At 67.8% G+C, this 15,922-nt stretch carries 13 protein-coding genes, 1 tRNA gene and 1 other RNA gene; 10 read left to right on the top strand and 5 right to left on the bottom strand.

The features are described from left to right. Positions 1 to 39: 39 nt before the first annotated feature. Positions 40 to 1,482 (bottom strand): M23 family metallopeptidase, encoded by a 1,443-nt coding sequence (locus AC50YC_RS10360; protein ID WP_494953449.1) that lies wholly within the window; start codon positions 1,480 to 1,482, stop codon positions 40 to 42. A 295-nt stretch (positions 1,483 to 1,777) separates the two neighbouring features. Here AC50YC_RS10360 and AC50YC_RS10355 point away from each other — a divergent pair, with 295 nt between their 5' ends. Continuing rightward, a complete protein-coding gene (locus AC50YC_RS10355; protein ID WP_494953448.1) occupies positions 1,778 to 2,689 on the top strand; it encodes an oxygenase MpaB family protein in 912 nt (303 codons plus the stop codon). Positions 2,690 to 2,764: 75 nt separating this feature from the next. Further along, entirely contained in the window at positions 2,765 to 3,172 is a 408-nt protein-coding gene (locus AC50YC_RS10350) for a cupin domain-containing protein (protein ID WP_494953447.1), read from the top strand. Between the two features lie 238 nt (positions 3,173 to 3,410). On the opposite strand, the gene AC50YC_RS10345 is transcribed toward AC50YC_RS10350, so the two are convergent. Further along, positions 3,411 to 3,495, bottom strand: a tRNA-Ser gene (locus AC50YC_RS10345). Positions 3,496 to 3,905: 410 nt separating this feature from the next. Between AC50YC_RS10345 and ffs the strand changes: the two genes are divergently transcribed. The 4 genes from ffs to AC50YC_RS10325 all read left to right on the top strand — a co-directional run bounded on the left by ffs (position 3,906) and on the right by AC50YC_RS10325 (position 9,484). Next, positions 3,906 to 4,002, top strand: an RNA gene (ffs, locus tag AC50YC_RS10340) — signal recognition particle sRNA small type. A gap of 27 nt (positions 4,003 to 4,029) precedes the next feature. Next, a complete protein-coding gene (locus AC50YC_RS10335) occupies positions 4,030 to 7,146 on the top strand; it encodes a DNA polymerase III subunit gamma and tau (RefSeq protein WP_494953446.1) in 3,117 nt (1,038 codons plus the stop codon). 51 nt (positions 7,147 to 7,197) lie between these two features. Continuing rightward, a complete protein-coding gene (gene recR / locus AC50YC_RS10330) occupies positions 7,198 to 7,797 on the top strand; it encodes a recombination mediator RecR (RefSeq protein ID WP_354350727.1) in 600 nt (199 codons plus the stop codon). A 328-nt stretch (positions 7,798 to 8,125) separates the two neighbouring features. Beyond that, entirely contained in the window at positions 8,126 to 9,484 is a 1,359-nt protein-coding gene (locus AC50YC_RS10325) for an aspartate kinase (protein WP_494953445.1), read from the top strand. Between the two features lie 90 nt (positions 9,485 to 9,574). On the opposite strand, the gene AC50YC_RS10320 is transcribed toward AC50YC_RS10325, so the two are convergent. Then, complete coding sequence (locus AC50YC_RS10320; protein ID WP_494953568.1) at positions 9,575 to 9,769, bottom strand: hypothetical protein; 195 nt, start codon at positions 9,767 to 9,769, stop codon at positions 9,575 to 9,577. A gap of 216 nt (positions 9,770 to 9,985) precedes the next feature. Beyond that, complete coding sequence (locus AC50YC_RS10315) at positions 9,986 to 10,219, bottom strand: hypothetical protein (protein ID WP_494953444.1); 234 nt, start codon at positions 10,217 to 10,219, stop codon at positions 9,986 to 9,988. A 79-nt stretch (positions 10,220 to 10,298) separates the two neighbouring features. Between AC50YC_RS10315 and AC50YC_RS10310 the strand changes: the two genes are divergently transcribed. Genes AC50YC_RS10310 through AC50YC_RS10295 form a run of 4 tightly spaced genes read left to right on the top strand, consistent with a single transcriptional unit; the run spans position 10,299 to position 12,668 of the window. Next, positions 10,299 to 10,772: a MarR family winged helix-turn-helix transcriptional regulator gene (locus tag AC50YC_RS10310; protein WP_494953443.1), complete on the top strand. Its 474-nt coding sequence runs from the start codon at positions 10,299 to 10,301 to the stop codon at positions 10,770 to 10,772. Positions 10,773 to 10,799: 27 nt separating this feature from the next. Further along, positions 10,800 to 11,360, top strand: a complete 561-nt coding sequence (locus AC50YC_RS10305; RefSeq protein WP_494953442.1) for an SSI family serine proteinase inhibitor — start codon at positions 10,800 to 10,802, stop codon at positions 11,358 to 11,360. Beyond that, positions 11,353 to 12,306: a 3-methyladenine DNA glycosylase gene (locus AC50YC_RS10300; RefSeq protein ID WP_494953567.1), complete on the top strand. Its 954-nt coding sequence runs from the start codon at positions 11,353 to 11,355 to the stop codon at positions 12,304 to 12,306. Before AC50YC_RS10305 ends, AC50YC_RS10300 begins: the two co-directional genes overlap by 8 nt. Beyond that, complete coding sequence (locus AC50YC_RS10295) at positions 12,303 to 12,668, top strand: serine protease inhibitor (protein ID WP_494953441.1); 366 nt, start codon at positions 12,303 to 12,305, stop codon at positions 12,666 to 12,668. Before AC50YC_RS10300 ends, AC50YC_RS10295 begins: the two co-directional genes overlap by 4 nt. A gap of 131 nt (positions 12,669 to 12,799) precedes the next feature. Here AC50YC_RS10295 and AC50YC_RS10290 read toward each other — a convergent pair whose 3' ends face one another. Next, entirely contained in the window at positions 12,800 to 15,889 is a 3,090-nt protein-coding gene (locus AC50YC_RS10290) for a S8 family serine peptidase (protein ID WP_494953440.1), read from the bottom strand. Positions 15,890 to 15,922: the final 33 nt, after the last annotated feature.

Raw genomic sequence — 15,922 nt, 5'->3', positions numbered from 1 at the left:
CATTCGATACCAACGCGTGGAGGTATGGGTTTGTGCCGCCTACGGGCCAGGGGTCAACGAGGGGTCCGTGGTCGCCGAAGGTTCCGCGATGGGCGCGGGCGGTGGGGGTGCCACCGTGGTCGCCGGCGGAGGAGGCGGCGGAGGCGGCGCGGGCGCAACGACCGGCGGCGGAGCAGGTGCCGCGGTGGGCGCCGGAGCGGGCTCCACGACCGGCGGGGGCGCGGGCTCCACGACCGGCGGAGGCGGCGGAGGCGTCGTCGGTGCCGGTTCCACGACGGGCGGCGGGGCCGGCGCGGGCTCCACGACGGGCGGAGGCGGGGGCGGCGTCGTCGGTGCCGGTTCCACGACGGGCGGCGGGGCCGGCAGGGGCGGAGCCGTGGGTTCAGGCGACGGCGTCGGCGTCGGCGATTCTGGCGAGGGCGGCGGCGTGCTTGGCTCCGACGGCGGCGGGGGCGCCGTGCTCGGCTCCGAGGCAGACGGGGTGTCGCTCGGCGTCGTCGAGCCGCCCGTCGTGGTGGTGGTCCCGTTCGGAGACCCGCCCGGCGTCTGGCTGGACTCAAGCGTTGGTGTATCCGAGCGCGTCTTCGTCGGCGACAGCGCGTCCCAGATGGACGGGGTGGGCGTGGCCGCGGCGGAAGTGGAGTACGACGTTTGCGGCAGCGCCGCGCGGGGCAATTCCTGGGCGCCACCGGCAACAACGTGCGTCCCGTCATCGGACACTGGGATAGCCCAGCCGAGGGAGGTGTTGGAGGGCCTACCGGCCTCGGGCGTGTAGCTGGCCATCTCGATGGCGCCCAGCTGGTCCGTCTGCACGATCGGGAGAAGGATCCAGTCTTGCGGGTTTTTGTGGGAGCCGTTCAGGATGGTCTCGAAATGCAGGTGGCAGCCGGTGGAAGATCCGGTCGTTCCCACCCGGGCAATGACCTCGCCAACGCGCACCGAGTCGCCCTTCTTTACGGCGATCGCCTCAAGATGGTTGTAGGTGGTGATGAGCCCGTTGCCGTGGTCGATTTCCACACGGTTTCCGCCACCCCACGGGTGCCAGCCAACGGCCCGCACGACTCCGGCGTCGGCTGAGTAGACACGGGTACCGCATGGCGCGGCAAAGTCCTGGCCCCAGTGAAATTCCCCGGCGGACCCCGTGATGGGGCTGGTTCGCAACCCGAAGGACGAGGACCCCTGAAGGGATTCGAGTGGGGCCATGAGGAAGCCTTCGGCGGGCCGTTTTAGTCCGGCGGACGCCACATTGAGTTCCCCGGGGACGCCGTCCTTGGAGGTTGTCTCGACCGTTGACCGGGGGTAGCCCACGAGTGCCAGGGCATCCGCGGTGAAAGCCGATGTGGCCAGGGCGTCAGCCGCCGGAACGGTGCTGGCACCGGCCGTGCCGGGAGTGTCCGGATCCAGTGTGCCCGGCCCCACGACGCCGTAGGCCAGTGAGGGGGGCGGGACAACGGCGGCGCCGGTGCCCGACAGTCCCTGCACCCCGAAAGTCAGGACCGCCAGGGAGAGACAGAAACCGCCGGACAGACAGCGCACAGCAATTATGCGCGCCCTGACTGCCTGCTCACTCGATGAGTTTCCCCAGTGTTTTCCCACGATGTGACTCCCGCATCCTGTTCGCCAGTCCCCAATTTCGCGGACTCACGTTCTTATGGGACCACAACCAGGGGGGCCTGTGAACCGTAAAAGCTACCCCTTTCCAACTTCAGGTGGTCGCCCAGTAGTACTGGTGATCGGGGCAAGTATTGGGCCCCGCAGCGGTGGGAGAGAATGGAGTATGCGCAACCTCCTCAGGGAATGGCAGGCCGAACTCAAGCAGACGTTCACCGGGACCCGGGACGCGGTGCCGGACTGGGTCCCGCGTCTGGCGGAAGGCGATGACCCTGGCTACCACTTGCCGGGATCGGCGGTCTGGGCCGTCCACGGGGACATGCCGACGATCGTGGCGGGAATTCGCGCCCTGCTCATGCAGGCGCTCCATCCCGGCGCACTGGCTGGCGTCCACGACCACTCCCGCTTCCGCGAGGACCCCCTGGGCCGGCTCGCCGGAACGATCCGCTGGATCTTCACGGTTTCCTACGGTTCAACCGCCGCGGCCCGCGCAGCCTCCGACTGGGTGTTGCGGCTCCATGGGTCAGTGCGCGGGGACTATGTGGACGGACACGGCGTTGTCCGGAGCTACGCGGCGAATGATCCGGAGCTGCTGCGCTGGGTGCACATAGCCTTCACCGACGCCTTCCTTTCGGCACATAAGATCTGGGGCAGGCCGATTCCGGGCGGCCCCGACGCTTACGTGCGTGAGTGGGCGCAGGCCGGGGAGCTCATGGGGGTGGAGTTCCCGCCACTCAGCGAACAGGAAATGCGCCGGCAACTGGACCACTGGCACGACGCCGGCGAGCTCCGTTCCGACGACAGGGTCGCCGAGACCGTGGCGTTCATCCGCAATCCGCCGCTCCATCCGGCGCTCAGGCCAGGCTACCGGGTGCTGTTCGCCGCGGCCGTGGCGAGTCTGGAACCCAAGTACCGCGATCTACTGGGCCTGCGGCCCGCACGGCTGGGCCCCATCCCGCTGCCGGTGCGGCTGGCTACCAAGGTGACGCTCGGCGTCGTCCATCTTGCCCTGGGTCGGGTGGGGCCCAGCGAGCAGGCTGCCCGGACCCGCCTCCGCCGGCTGGGCCATCGGGCCTAGGGAGTGTCCCCTTATGTGGCCAGATCCGGACTGCGTGGAGGGCGCGACCGAGTCACCGCGCGCTAGGAGAAGAGTATGTCGAAGGTATCGAAGGCCACGGCTTCGTCGCACCACTCGTTGCCGGGCTACGTGGACGCTTACGAGCAGGAGATCGGTGACTGGACCGTCAGCTTGGAAAGCGACTTCATCGACATGGATCAGGCGCCGTTCTTCAAGGGTGCGCCGAATGATCAGTGCCAGGCGAACCATCTGGGCTACGAACTTAAAGGAAAGTTCGGTGTCCGGAGGGCCGACGGGGTCGAGGAGATCTTCGAGGCCGGTGACGCGTTCGTCATCGAGCCCGGGCACACGCCGATCATTTTCGCCGGAAGCGAGCTTGTGGCCTTCACCCCCACCGAGGAGGCAAAGCAGCAAAGCACGGTGATGATGTCGAACATCATGAAGTTCGCCGAAGAACACGGAATCGAAATCCCGGGGCAATAGCGACGTCTTCCGAGTCCGAAGTAACGCGCCGTGGGCCGGACGAAGCGGTGCGCGGCACGTCGGTCCCGGCCAGGAATGCTTCCCACAGTGCCAAAGAAGGCTTCTGGGCCGGAGGAGGCTGGGCAGGACGCACGTGAGACGCCGGGATGTCGCCACGCTCTGTCCTACAGCCCGCCCTCCGACCGCGGGGATGCCTTGGGACACAAAAAGGCCCCGGTCCTAGGACCGGGGCCAAACGCGGAGAATGGGGGATTTGAACCCCCGAGGGCGTTAACCCAACACGCGTTCCAGGCGTGCGCCATAGGCCGCTAGGCGAATTCTCCAGTAGCTTCTGAATCAAAAGCAGATACTAGACTACCTGAATTTCCCGGCATCGCCCAATTGGCCTCTCGGACCCCCGCGGGCCCCTCGCCACGGGACATGGCTTCCCGCACCCCCGGGACATGCCCCACGCTGACCGCGGCGACTGGACATANCGCACCCCCGGGACATGCCCCACGCTGACCGCGGCGACTGGACATAGTGCCAATGTGCCCACTCCCGGCCGCGAAAAATGGGCATGTCCCGCGACAGGCTTGAGCGCCCCCACAGGACATGCCCCACGCTGACCGCGGCGACTGGACATAGTGCCAATGTGCCCACTCCCGGCCGCGAAAAATGGGCATGTCCCGCGGGATTTCCCGGGACCGAAGTGCGCGATTCGGGGCACACTCAAACGTCGGGTAAACTTGCTGACGGCCCCTCATGTGGCGTCATCCTGTTGAACTCCCCCAGGACCGGAAGGTAGCAAGGGTAAATGGGCTCTGGCGGGTGCATGAGGGGTCTTTTATGTCTGTGCCGATTGGTAGGGTTTAGCTGTGACTGTTACAACCGCTCTTTACCGTAGATACCGCCCAGATTCGTTCGCGGACGTTATCGGGCAGGAACATGTCACCGAGCCGCTGATGACGGCCCTGCGCAAGAACCGCGTCAACCACGCCTACCTCTTCTCGGGCCCTCGCGGTTGCGGAAAAACTACCTCTGCGCGCATCCTGGCCCGCTGCCTGAACTGCGCCGAGGGCCCCACGGACACCCCCTGCGGCAAGTGCCCCAGCTGCGTTGAACTCGCCCGCGGCGGCTCCGGCTCCCTCGACGTCATCGAAATCGACGCGGCCAGCCACGGCGGCGTCGACGACGCCCGTGACCTGCGCGAACGGGCCACCTACGCCCCCGTCCGCGACCGCTACAAAATCTTCATCATCGACGAAGCCCACATGGTCACGTCCGCCGGCTTCAACGCCCTGCTCAAGATCGTCGAAGAGCCGCCGGAACACATCAAGTTCATCTTCGCCACCACGGAGCCGGACAAGGTCATCGGCACCATCCGCTCCCGCACGCACCATTACCCGTTCCGGCTCGTGCCGCCCGAGCCGCTCATGGCCTACCTCGAGCTGCTCTGCACGCAGGAAAACGTCCCCGTGGCGCCCGGAGTTCTCTCCCTCGTGATCCGCGCCGGCGGCGGTTCGGTGCGTGACTCGCTCTCCGTCCTGGACCAGCTCATGGCGGGCGCCGGACCAAACGGTCTGGACTACGAACTCGCCGTCGCACTGCTGGGCTACACCCACGCGTCCCTGCTCGACGACGTCGTCGAGGCCGTCGCGGCATCCGACGCCGCCACGGTGTTCCGGGCGGTGGACCGTGTCATCCAGACCGGACATGACCCCCGCCGATTTGTGGAGGACCTGCTCGAGCGCTTCCGCGACCTCATCATCGTCCAGGCCATGCCGGAGAGCGCCCAGTCGATCCTGCGTGGCATGCCCGCGGACCAGATCGCGCGTTTGCAGAACCAGGCCCACAATCTGGGCGCGGCCGAGCTGTCCCGCGCTGCGGACGTCACCAACACGGCCCTCACCGAAATGACCGGCGCGACGTCGCCGCGGCTCCACCTGGAGCTGCTGTGCGCCCGCATCCTGCTGCCTTCCTCCGAGCAGACCGAGCGCGGCATTGCCGCCCGGATCGACAGGGTGGAACGCCGCCTGAACTACGCCGGGAACGACGTCGGGGCTCCCGCCGCCACGGCCTCCGTTCCTGCACCCGCTGTCCCGGCAGCAGCCACTCCGGCTCCCGCGTCCGCGGCACCGCTGTCCCCTGTTCCCGCAGCCGCAGCCGCAGCTGCACCGCCTGTCGCCGCGGCCTCCGCGGCTGCCGTGGCCCCTGGGCGCGATGCCGGACCGGCCAAAGAAGCACTCACCCCGCCGCGAGTCAGCACCGGTGACTGGCCTGTCGACGAGCCCGCCGCCGTTAGTCGTGCTTCTGCCGGAAAGGCCCCGGCACCCCAGACGTCCGCGCCGACGCAGCCAGCGGCCGCGGCACCCCCCGCCCCAATCCCGTCCAGCCCGGCCCCCTCTGCACCTGCCCCTGCTGCGCCTGCCCCATCGACAGCTGTTTCCGCACCGGCCCAGAACCAGCCGGCCCCTGCGGGTCCTCCGGCCGTGCGCGCTGCGGGCCCGGCCACCGGGTCCGGACCCGACGTCGAAGTCCTCCGCCGCGCCTGGCCGGAGATCCTGCAGACACTGACCAAAATCAAGCGGAGCACCTGGGCCCTCGTCGAGCCGAATGCACAGGTGGGCCACTTCGAAGATCATGTCCTGACGCTCGCATTCACCACCTCCGGGCTGGCCGGCGCGTTCGGCCGGGCGGATCACTCCGAGAACCTGCGGCAGGCGATCCACAAGACCATCGGCATCGAATGCCAGATCAACGCAGTGGCCAGCGGAAGCAACAGCGCAGCGAGCTCTGAGCCAAACCCAAAAGCACCCGTTAGCCGGGACGTCCCGGCCTCGTCCACCGACGCGGACTGGGGCCTGCCGCCGGTCGCGCCCACGGCTCCCGCGGGGTCCGCCCAGGCAGCCCCGGCTGTGACAGACCCTGTGCGTCCCGCAGAGGCCCCTGCACCTGACCCCGTTGCTGCGGACGCCCCGGTCCCGACAGCCGTCGCCCCGGCCGCTCCGGTACCGTCACCCGCCTCCGGCGTCCCTTCCCCGGCGCCAGCGCACGTTCCGACAAGTGTTGCTCCCGAGGTTCCGCCGGCCGCTGTGCCGGCCGGCCCGGCCCCTGACGAACCGACGAGCGCCGCCCCGGAGGCCGCCGGATCCTACGCCTACCCCGACGATGACTGGGGCCCACCGCGCGACGAGGACGCTCCGCCGCTGGACGAGGAACCGCCCATTGACTGGGACCCCTCGGCCCCGGTTGCGGCCCCACCGGTGAGGCGGGAGGCCCAGCCGTCCGCCCCGGCCGCGCGCAAGAGGACCGCCCCGCCGGCACGTACCGGCGCTGCCGGCACAACGCCCCAAGCCGGTGCCCCGGCCCCTCAGGCGCCGGACACCGCCGACGACCCGTGGGCCCGCGCCGTCGAGCGGACCCCCGGCATCTGGACAATCGGCACGGACTCCAACGTCGGAAGTTACGCACCGGAGAAGTCCGTGGCCGCCGAGCCCGCGCCGGAGCCTGCGCCGCCGCACTACGAACCAGCGGCGGCCCAGGTCCCGCACTACGCCGCAGCCGTGTCGGCCTCCGCGGCGTATGAGCCTGTCGCCTCCTCGTCGAACGGGTGGGGAGACTCCGCGGAGTTGGTGCCGGCCGGCGCCGCATCTGCCCCAGCCACGGCAAGCACCATGACAATGGCCCCGCCCGCAGCACCCGCAGCCGTCCCGGCCGCGGCCCCCGCCTCCCCGGACGCGCCGCCCTCAACAGGCCGGCAAAGCCTCTATCAGCGGCTGTCCAACAGCCCGGAAGCCGAAGCCGGACGCGCTAAAGCCCCTGCCCGGGCCGCGGCCGCCACGACCACCTATGTCCAGGACATCCCCAGCGCGGATGATGAAACGATTGAGGAATCGGGCGTCTTCGGACGGGCCGCCGTCGAACGCATCCTGGGCGGCAAACTTGTGGAAGAGCGGTCTCTGGACGGAAGCCCGCTGCCGCCGCGCTTCTAGCCGCTCCGCCGGGCCCTGGGCCCGGCGCCACCCCAAACGAACGAGGACATTGTGTACGAAGGTGCAGTTCAAGAGCTGATCGACGAGCTCGGACGCCTTCCCGGCGTCGGGCCCAAGTCCGCCCAGCGGCTGGCCTTCCACATCCTCGAAGCCGACCCGCAGGACATGAAACGGCTCGCGGATGCCATCACCACCGTCAAGGAACGGGTGAAATTCTGCACGGTCTGCGGCAACGTCACGGAGCAGGAGCTGTGCAACATCTGCCGCGACCCGCGACGGGACCCTTCGATCATCTGCGTCGTCGAGGAATCCAAAGACGTGCTCGCGGTGGAGCGCACCCGCTCCTTCCGGGGCCGCTATCACGTGCTGGGCGGGGCAATTAATCCCATTGCGGGCATCGGACCCGAGCAGCTCAGGATCCGGGAACTCCTCACCCGGCTCAACGACGGCGCCATCCAGGAAATCATCATCGCCACCGACCCCAATCTGGAAGGCGAGGCCACGGCCACCTACCTGGCCCGCATGCTCAAGTCGATTGGCATCGCCGTCACCCGGCTGGCATCAGGCCTGCCCGTCGGCGGCGACCTCGAATACGCCGACGAAGTCACGCTCGGCCGGGCCTTCGAAGGCCGGCGCAACGCCCTGAGCTAACAGCTGTGCCGGAGCGCCTCCGGGGACTGCCGCCGTCGCGCTTCATTCCCACGTGGACATGCCCAGCTTCCGCGCCCACGGATGGACATATGGCCAATATGCCCATCCCCCGGCCCCGCCGGCGGGCATGTCCCCAAGAGGGCGGGGCACATGCCCACTCCTGGCCCGCAGCGGGGGGCATGTCCAGCGGAACGGGAGCCGGGCTGCCTGGCATCCGGTCACAATTCAGCAACCAAGGCGTCCCGGCGATAAACTGGGTAAAGAAGTTACGCCGTCGCGCCGTTTGGTTGCTTGGCCCAGACCCCGATAATCCAGTGAGGGTGCGCGCATGAGTTTGCCCACTACCGAAGTCCACCCCGGACCGCAGCCACAGGAGCTGCCCGCCTCTGCCGCCACGACGAAGCACCTTGTGGTGAAGAAGTTCGGCGGTTCCTCCGTGGCGGATGCCGAGGGCATTAAGCGCGTGGCCCGGCGGATCGTGGATGCCCAGAACGCCGGCGACGAAGTGGTCGTGGTTGTCTCCGCCATGGGCGACACGACCGATGAGCTCCTCGACCTCGCCGCGCAGGTTACCGATTCCGCGCCGGCCCGGGAAATGGACATGCTCCTCTCCGCCGGCGAACGCATCTCGATGGCCCTGCTGGCCATGGCCATCAACAAGTTCGGCGCCTCGGCCCAGTCCTTTACCGGCTCCCAGGCCGGCATGATCACCGACGGGATTCACGGCAAGGCCCGGATCATCGACGTCGACCCGCACCGCATCCGGACCGCCCTGGACAAGGGCCACATCGCGATCGTTGCGGGCTTCCAGGGCATGAGCCGCACCACCAACGAAATCACCACGCTCGGCCGCGGCGGCTCCGACACGACGGCAGTGGCGCTGGCCGCCGCCCTCGACGCGGACGTGTGCGAGATCTTCACGGACGTCGACGGGATCTACACCGCCGATCCGCGCGTCGTACCGTCCGCCCGCAAGATCGACCGAATCTCCAGCGAGGAAATGCTTGAACTGGCGGCGTCCGGCGCCAAGATCCTGCACCTGCGCTGCGTCGAGTACGCCCGCCGTTTCGGCGTGCCGCTGCATGTCCGTTCTTCATTCAGCCAGAACGAAGGCACCTGGGTCATGCCCGGGGCCGACGACAAAATCACAACCCAAGAGGGAGTTGCCTTGGAGCAGCCAATCATCTCCGGTGTTGCACACGACCGTTCCGAGGCCAAGGTCACGGTTGTCGGGGTTCCCGATATCCCCGGCAAAGCTGCGGCGATCTTCCAGGTCATCGCCGATTCGCACTCGAACATCGACATGATCGTCCAGAACGTTTCCACCCACGGCACAGGCCGGACCGACATCTCCTTCACGCTGCCGATCGTCGAGGGCGCCGACGCCCTGGCCGCCCTGCACGCCGCGCAGGACCGGATCGGCTTCGAAACCATCGAGTACAACGAAAAGATCGGCAAGCTGTCACTGATCGGTGCCGGCATGCGTTCCCACCCGGGCGTCTCGGCACGGTTCTTCGCCGCGCTGTCCGAAGCCGGGATCAACATCAACATGATCTCCACCTCAGAAATCCGGATTTCGGTCGTCACGCACGCGGACCTGCTCGACGATGCCGTGCGCGCCATCCACAAGGCCTTCGACCTGGACAGCGATGATGAGGCCACGGTGTACGGCGGGACCGGCCGCTGAGGCACGCCGCCGGGCTTTGGCCCCCGGGCATAAACTGACGAAGGGAGCGGCATCCGCCGCTCCCTTCGTTACGCCCTCGCAGGGCGCCGCTCAGACTTGCTCTTTCGGGAGGTCTTCCTTTCGGACAGCGTAGTGATGTCCCTGCGCGTCCGTCTCCACTTCGAAACCGGCGAGCTCCATCTCAGAGGCTGACTCGTAGTCGTCATGCCTGTGAATGACCGGCGCGGAAGTATCCCCCCGCGAGGCAGGGCCGAAAAGGAAGCGTGCCCATGACGACGGGTGCAGGTGCTGCCTGAGGGCAACCTTCTTCAGTGGAAGTGCCACAATTCCCACCCCCTCTCCAGCGTCGGGGCCGCGGGGAACGGCCGTGGCTAGGTGCTGGTCCCAGTGACCTCATTTTACGCCCGACGCCGGGGAAAGGGCATGCGTTCCGGCGCCCGGAAAATCCTCGGAGAAATGCGGCCCGAGGCGACGGCCGGAAGCGGGGCCAGGCGGCGGCTTTTACCGCAGCGACTTGTCATCGGGGTTGCGGGGCACAACATAGGTGCTGCCGTCGGGGCGGTGGAGGGTCTCCCACTGCTGGGTTTCGGCTTCGCGCTGAGCCAGCAGCTCCCGGCTCCGCTCCGTCATCTCGTGTCCAATGTCGCTGCGGTTGGCCGGACCGAAGATCATCCGGAGCTTGCCCGTTGCGCGCATGAACCTCTGCGAGGCGTTTTCGGCGTTTTCCTTTGCCATCACTATCCACTCCTAAGAACGAGACGTTCCACCAGTGTACGCTAATGATTAACGCACTAACTATCTACGGAGGGCACCCTTGACAGATGTGACCGAAGGACCCCAGGACGACCTTCTGCTGGAGCACCAGCTCTGCTTCGCACTCACGGTGGCCTCCCGCAGTGTCGTCGGCGCGTACAAGCCGGTGCTGGACAAGCTCGGCCTCACCCACCCCCAGTACCTTGTGATGCTGTGCCTTTGGGAATCCAGTCCCCGCTCCGTTCGCGACATCAGCGAGGCCCTCGCCCAGGAACCGGCAACGATTTCTCCGCTGCTGCGCCGCCTGGAAGCGGCCGGGTTCATCACGCGCCAGCGTGTGCCAGGCGACGAACGCACCCTTGCCGTGGGCCTGACCCCGCAAGGCGCCGCACTGCGGCAGCAGGCCACCGCCGTGCCCGGCACCATGATGGACCGGCTGGGCCTGACCCGTGAGCAGGTCAGCCAACTGCACAGCACAATGATGGACCTGATTGCGGCCACAAAGACCGACTCCTTCGGCCCGCCCCGGCGGTAGACTGGGCAAAACACAGGAGGTCTGCTGATGCGCAAGCAACTGAGCCACGCGGCGCTCGTTCTGATGGCGGTGGCCGGATTGGCCGCCTGCACGCCGGGCGGCGGAACCCCCTCACCGTCGACCACGGCCCCCGGGACGACGGACGGGACCAGCCCCTCCGCGACGGTCACCCCCTCGCCGGACGCCGAAACAAAGACCCCTGCCCCCTCGCCGTCAGCCGCGCCCGTGACCTCTGGTCCCGGGCAGGGCAACGCCGAACTCGCGATCATGGTCAAGCCATCCGAGACCGGCACACCCGCGAACTTCACCCTCGTCTGCTTGGACGGGGTCCCCGCCGCCGAGAGCCAGCATCCCGATGCTGCCGCGGCGTGCCTCGCCGTGAAGAACAATGCCGCGCTGCTCAACCCCGCGCCCCGGCCAACGGACCAGGCCTGCACCATGCAGTACGGCGGCCCGCAGGAGGCCACGGTCACCGGGGTCGTGGACGGGCAGCCGGTCGAATCGACTTTCACCCTGCGCGACGGCTGCGAGATCGCCGCCTGGAACGCCGCCGAGGACGTCCTTGGCTCCACCGGCGGGGCTGTCTAAGCTGCACGCTCTACCCCAGGAAAGCTGGCTGCCGCGCCAGGCCGCGTACCAGGCGCGCGTGCGGCGCTACGCGGATCCCTACCTCGCCCGCCGGTCCGCCGGCAGGAAGCACCCGGTTGAGGACTTCCTCTTCACCTACTACACCCAGAAGCCGGGCCAGCTGCTGCGGTGGCACCCGGGCGCCGGCGTCGTGCTCTCCGGTCCGGCCGCGGCAGAGCGCGCCGGCTGGAAGTACTACCGCACGCCCGACGACGGCGAACTCGCCGCCGCCGGCCTGCCGGCGGGCAGCACAGCCATCACGGTCGACGTCGAGGCGTTTGTCCGGGAGCGGCGGGACGCGCTGCACTTCGCCGGGATCATCCTGGCCGGGACCGCGGCCCGGTCGGCGCAGTTCGGCTGCTTCGGGCTGCACGAATGGGCCATGGTCTACCGGCAGGACAAATTCGAGCTCCGGCACGAGTACCTCCAGCTGCGGCTCGGCTCCGAACGGACCGACGAGGTGGTGGAGGAGAACCGGATCCGCTGCTCGCACTTCGATGCCTTCCGCTTCTATACTCCGGACGCCGTGCCGCTGAACAGCCTCGCGCCGAGCCGGGAGAACCAGCGGATCATGGAACAGCCCGGGTGCCTGCACGCCAACATGGACCTGTACAAGTGGGCCTACAAACTCGCCCCGCTGCTGCCCAGCGAACTGGTGATGGACTGCTTCGAACTCTCCTGGCGGATCCGGGCCATGGACATGCAGGCGTCACCCTATGACTTGTTGGAGTGGGGCTATCCAGCCATCCTGATCGAAACCGCCGAAGGCAAAGCTGAGTACGTCGAATACCAGCGGGCCTTTTCCGCCGAATCGCAGGAACTGCGGCACCGGCTGCTGCAGGAGCTCACGCCCCTGCTCCAGTCGGCGGCCGGCCCCGCCCCCGAAAGCTTGGAAGGACAGCAATGACCGCCACCCGCCACGAGATCGATCTCACCATCCGCCTGACCGAGGCACCCGGCGCACCCGAACACGTGTTCCGGCTCGAGGCAAGCGGCGGCACCCTCGCGGAGGGGTGCACACTGCCGGATTCCGCCGCGGCCCTCGCGGCGGTCACGCAGCACGGGGAGGACATTTTCTTCCCCAAGCCCGGCCCGCCGAAGATGTGCACCCAGCAGTACGGCGGACCCCAGATTGCCGTGGTGACGGGCTGGTTCCTGGGCCACGAGGTCACCAGCGAATTCAGCCGCACCGACGGCTGCGAGATCGCCCGCTGGCGCGCGATGGCGCCGCTGCTGGGCGGGGTTGCGGGCTCGACCGGCGCGATCTGAGTTTGCCGCCGCTGACCGTCGGTCCGGCGGCAACCTCACGGGCGGCCTGAACGGCAACGGCAGCTTAAAGGCCAATGGCCGGCGGTGGAAACCGCCGGCCATTGGCCTTTGCTGTCGGGGTGGGACGCCGCCTAGATGGCGTTATCCGGGCGGTCCAGTTCCTGGTTCAGGAACTTGGACTGCTCGGCAGAGCCTTCCGACGTCGGCGCCACCGCAGTCTCGCCGGCACCGTTCACTATGACGCTGACAAACGTCGGCTCGCTGGTTCCGGCAAAGGTGACCCGCCCGATGTAGGAACCGGGTTCAAGGCCGGTCCAGTTCAGAGTGACCTTGCCGGCCTCGCCGTTGGGCAGCACCAGCGGGTTGGGCGCCAGCGTTGCATTGTTCTCATTGGCGCCGAGGACAGCCGCGTCCACCGATGCCTTGCGGGCCAGGCCATCCGGGCTGGAGTACAGGTTCGCGTAGATCGTGTACGTGCCGGCAGCCGGGTTAGGGATCGACAGCGTCTCACTGGCCGACGCCGTGGCAACCTGTTCGACACCCCTGGGGGTGACGACCCACATGTCAAAGTCCGAGGCCGGGTCGGAGGAGATGACCGAGAACTTGGCCAGCGGGACACCGGCAGGGACCTTCACGGTCTTGACGAAGGTCGAGGCATCGGCGCGGCCGGCGAACGGCCCCGGGATCAACTCCACTGCGGAGGAATCCGCCTTGGACAGCCCGTCCAGCGTCATGGAGGTCGGCTTGTCCGTTCCGGAGACAACGTTGATGTCACCGGATCCGGTGCCGGACTCCGAGGTGAAGGAGACTTCCTTGGCAGCCACGACGGACTGCGGACGGACCGAGATCGGCGAGGTGACGGACTTGCCTGCACCCTCCCAGCTCAGGGAGCCCATGGCGAACTGGCCCAGGGCGGCGCCCTTGTTCTCGAAGCTCACCTTGAAGGTCTTCTTTTCGCCGGCGGCCTTGAAGTTCAGGGAAGCCGGAGCCACGCTGACCTTGATTCCGGGCACATTGGCTTTGACCTTGTAGACGCCCGGGGTCAGGGCGGTCAGCGTGCGGGTCACGGTGATTTTCCCGGTCAGGTTGCCCAGAGAGAAGGACGGCACATTCATGTCCCGCGGCAGCGTGCTGGACGGCAGGCCCAGGTTCACGCCCGTGCCCTGGATGAACTTCAGGTAGTCCTCGAGGTTCGCGTCGTAGACCAGACCCGGATCGACCATGCGTGCCGGATCCACCTGGCCTGCGCCGGTGGCGTGGACATCGGTGTTCTTGGAGCCGTCGGCCTTGACTACATCGCCCGCCGTGGTCATCATGGCGGACTTGACCGTGGCCGGGGACCAGTTCGGGTTCTTGCCCAGGAGCAGGGCGCCGAAACCGGCAACGTGCGGTGCGGCCATGGAGGTGCCGGACATGAATCCGAATTCGTCGCCACCCGTGCCGATGGGTGAGACGCCGGCCAGGACTGCGACGCCGGGAGCGGCGACGTCAGGCTTCAGCAGGTCGGAGTCGGTGGCCAGCAGCGGCCCGCGGGAGGAGAATCCGGCAATCTGCGGCTGCGCTTCCAGCGGCAGCCCGGTGGTGTCCTTGCTGACCAGCGAAACGGTACTGGTCGGGTCGGCGGTTACCTTGGCCTTGATGGCCTCGGTGGCCGGCGGGTTCACGTGGACGGTCGGGACGGCATGCTTGTCCGTGTCCAGCGAGGAACTGCTGAGGTTCACGAGGATCATGCCGACGCCGCCGCCGCGGGCGACTTCAGCGCTCTTGGCGACGCGGTCGAAGACGCCGCGGTCACAAACGACGACCTTGCCGGCCACCTTGGCGGGCTCCAGCGTGTCCGGGCCACAGAGTGCCGCGTTCGGGGTGCCGGCTGTGATGGCCGCGTTGGCCGCCAGCACGACGCCGGCGTCCTTGACTTCCTTGTTCATGATGCTGGCGCCGCGGAACTTGGTGCCGTCGGCGAATTCAATCGTGCCCTGGAGCTCCTGGGAGAAGCTGCTGGCCGCAACCGTGGTGACCCAGGGGCCGCCGTGGTTGACGGTGCTGGCCGTCGGACCGGAGTTTCCGGCCGACGCGGCCACGAAGATTCCTGCGGTGGAAGCGTTCAGGAAGGCCACCGAAACGGGGTCGATCACGGAGGTCGCGGAGCCGGAGATGGAGTAGTTCAGCACATCCACCCCGTCCTCCATGGCCTGCTCGACGGCGGCAACGGACGAGGAGCTGTAGCAGCCGCCGGTGTTCGGGTCCTTGTCTTCCCAGCAGACCTTGTACACGGAGAGCTTGGCAGCCGGCGCGATGCCGCTGGTCAGGCCGAAGCTGCGTCCGTCGACGAACGTCTCGACGTTGGCGTTGCCCACCGCGGTGCTGCCGGTGTGGGTGCCGTGGCTGTCGACGTCAACCGGGGACAGCAGCTCCTGCGGAGCACGGTCGTCCGGGGAAACGTACTTGAGGAAATCCTCGGCGAAGTAGTGCGCGCTCAGGACCTTGGAGTTGCAGGCCGAACCGTCGAAGTCCTCGCCCGTCTGGCATTCGCCGATGAAGGTGTCGCCGTCGGACTTGAGCATCGCAATCTTGCCGTCCGCCGTCCTGTACGGCACGCCGACGACGGGATCGCCGACGAGGGGCTTGACCTCTTCGCCCTTGAAGAAGGCGCTGTCCGGGGTGTAGCCGGTGTCGATGACACCGACGACGACGCCCTTGCCGGCGCCGTCCTGGCCGCCGAATTTGGTGTTCCACGTGCCGTTTTCGCCGCTGAGCTTCAGGAAATCGGTGCTGGAGTAATCCGGGGCGTTTTCCGTGTCAGGGGAAACCACCAGGACGCTGGGATCCTTGGCGAGCTTGACGGCCTGGTCTGTGGTGAGGCTGGCGCTGAAGCCGTTGACCGCGGCGGAGAACTGACGCTGGATCTGGACGCCCTGCTGCCCGGCGACCTCGGCCTGCTTCTTCTCCAGGTGGGCCCGGTACTTCTTGACCTCAGCTTTCCCGGCGTCGAGTTTCTTGCCTGTGGCCGGCTTGGTGGCCGGAAAACCTGCGGTGCTGCCTTCGTAGCTCGCTGCCGGCTTTTCAGCGAGCAGGACGATGTAGCGGCCGTCCGGGTAGCTGCTGGGATCCAGATTCTTCTGTGCGACTCCCGCAACGGTGGATCCCTGCGCCGGCGCCGCGGTGGCGGGCGCGATCGCGACTGTTGACAAGAGCACCGGCAGGCCCAGGGTCAGTGCCACGGCCCTCCGGAGTCCCCCGCTTCGAAGGAAGCT

The sequence above is a fragment of the Pseudarthrobacter sp. MDT1-56 genome (genome assembly GCF_059383555.1).
This window is presented reverse-complemented; position numbering and strand designations above follow the sequence as displayed.